The following is a 1134-nucleotide window of genomic DNA, read 5'->3' as shown; positions in this document are numbered from 1 at the left end:
ACTTACCGGCGCGCCCCGCCTCAACTACCTCAAATTTTCGTCCCGCTTCCCAAACCCTTGTCTGCGTCTCCGCTTCCGTCCGGTCCGTTCCGCGTCCAGCGCTGCGTGTCTGCGTTGCTGATGAAGGGGGTTCTAAGGTTACTCACCGACGCCCGCAACCCCTTTTTTGCGTTTCTGCGGAAAACTTCGATCTTTTCAACCAAGTCGCTGTAAACACAGGGATTTTGTTTTCGGATTTGCCTGTCGGATCGGCGCAGGATGCCGCACAACAGCACGACTCACGGCCAAAACAGGACGACTCGAGCAGGATTTGCCGCAAATCACCCTCAGCCCTGCGTCGGAACCCGACGAATCCGAGTCGGGCAGCGTCGGCTTTGGCGAATCCCGGTGGGCTAAGGGCTCAATCACTCTGCGCCCCCTGCCCCCCTTCACCAGTAACCCACCCGCCCCGCAGCTCCAGTTCCGAAAAGGATGACGGTCAAGTCCAGCGTCAGGGCCGGCATCCCGGCGTTGAAAAGGCTTCCCGCCCGGATCGATGCTGACGGCGGATCGTTGTCGGGTTGGATACGGGTAATGTGAGCGCGGCCCGAAGCCACCATCGACACGCGAAAGGGGATGGCATGAAATTCAGTCCGGACCGGTTTCTGCGCGATTTTCACAAGCTGCGCGACTTTGGTGCGTCCGGCATCGGGAAGTGCGTGATCAGACCCGCCTATTCCGAGGCCGACATCGCCGCGCGACGATGGCTGGCCGTGCTACATTTTCGATGCAGTGGCGCGATGGCGATGAAGGCCGGCTGACCCGGATGGAACAGATCATTCGACGCACCGGCAACGAAGTGGCCGCAAACGGGCGCAACGGTTGAATTCGGCGTGTTGCGCGGGCTTGAGCCGCAAACGATGGACCCGATCCTGCGCGACGCGCTTGAAGCGGGAGCCAGGGCGGCCTGGCCGGGGCGCTGGCGCATCCTCTCGTCCGGCGCCCTCCATGATGCCAGGAACGTCGCGCGATTGATGCCGGTCGCAATGCTGTTCGTTCCGTTGATCGTCCGGATAAGGATAGTGTCCCTGAGAATGGTGTAACTTTGTTCTTCGGCCTCGGCTTGGCCACAGTTACAGGGCGGCGATTGTCGCC

Annotated in this window: 2 protein-coding genes and 1 pseudogene; all 3 read left to right on the top strand. The window is 61.3% G+C overall.

What is annotated here, in order from left to right:
* Window positions 1–213, top strand: a 213-nt coding sequence (locus DC363_RS17055) for a hypothetical protein (RefSeq protein ID WP_206749377.1), incomplete at its 5' end; no start/stop codon positions are given.
* Between the two features lie 407 nt (window positions 214–620).
* The gene (locus DC363_RS16575; RefSeq protein ID WP_146180820.1) at window positions 621–800 is read left to right on the top strand and encodes a hypothetical protein; all 180 of its coding nucleotides are present in this window, start codon (window positions 621–623) and stop codon (window positions 798–800) included.
* Window positions 749–1046: pseudogene (locus DC363_RS17380) on the top strand (Zn-dependent hydrolase); the annotation flags it as partial. The gene DC363_RS16575 and the pseudogene DC363_RS17380, both read left to right, overlap by 52 nt.
* Window positions 1047–1134: the final 88 nt, after the last annotated feature.

Source organism: Thalassorhabdomicrobium marinisediminis, assembly GCF_003072065.1.
In the GTDB taxonomy this organism is placed as follows: Bacteria; Pseudomonadota; Alphaproteobacteria; order Rhodobacterales; family Rhodobacteraceae; genus Octadecabacter; species Octadecabacter marinisediminis.
This window is presented reverse-complemented; position numbering and strand designations above follow the sequence as displayed.

What these genes read in the sequence shown, in the direction of transcription:
- DC363_RS16575 (WP_146180820.1), top strand. Translation starts at nt 621, where the DNA reads ATGAAATTCAGTCCGGACCGGTTTCTGCGCGATTTTCACAAGCTGCGC.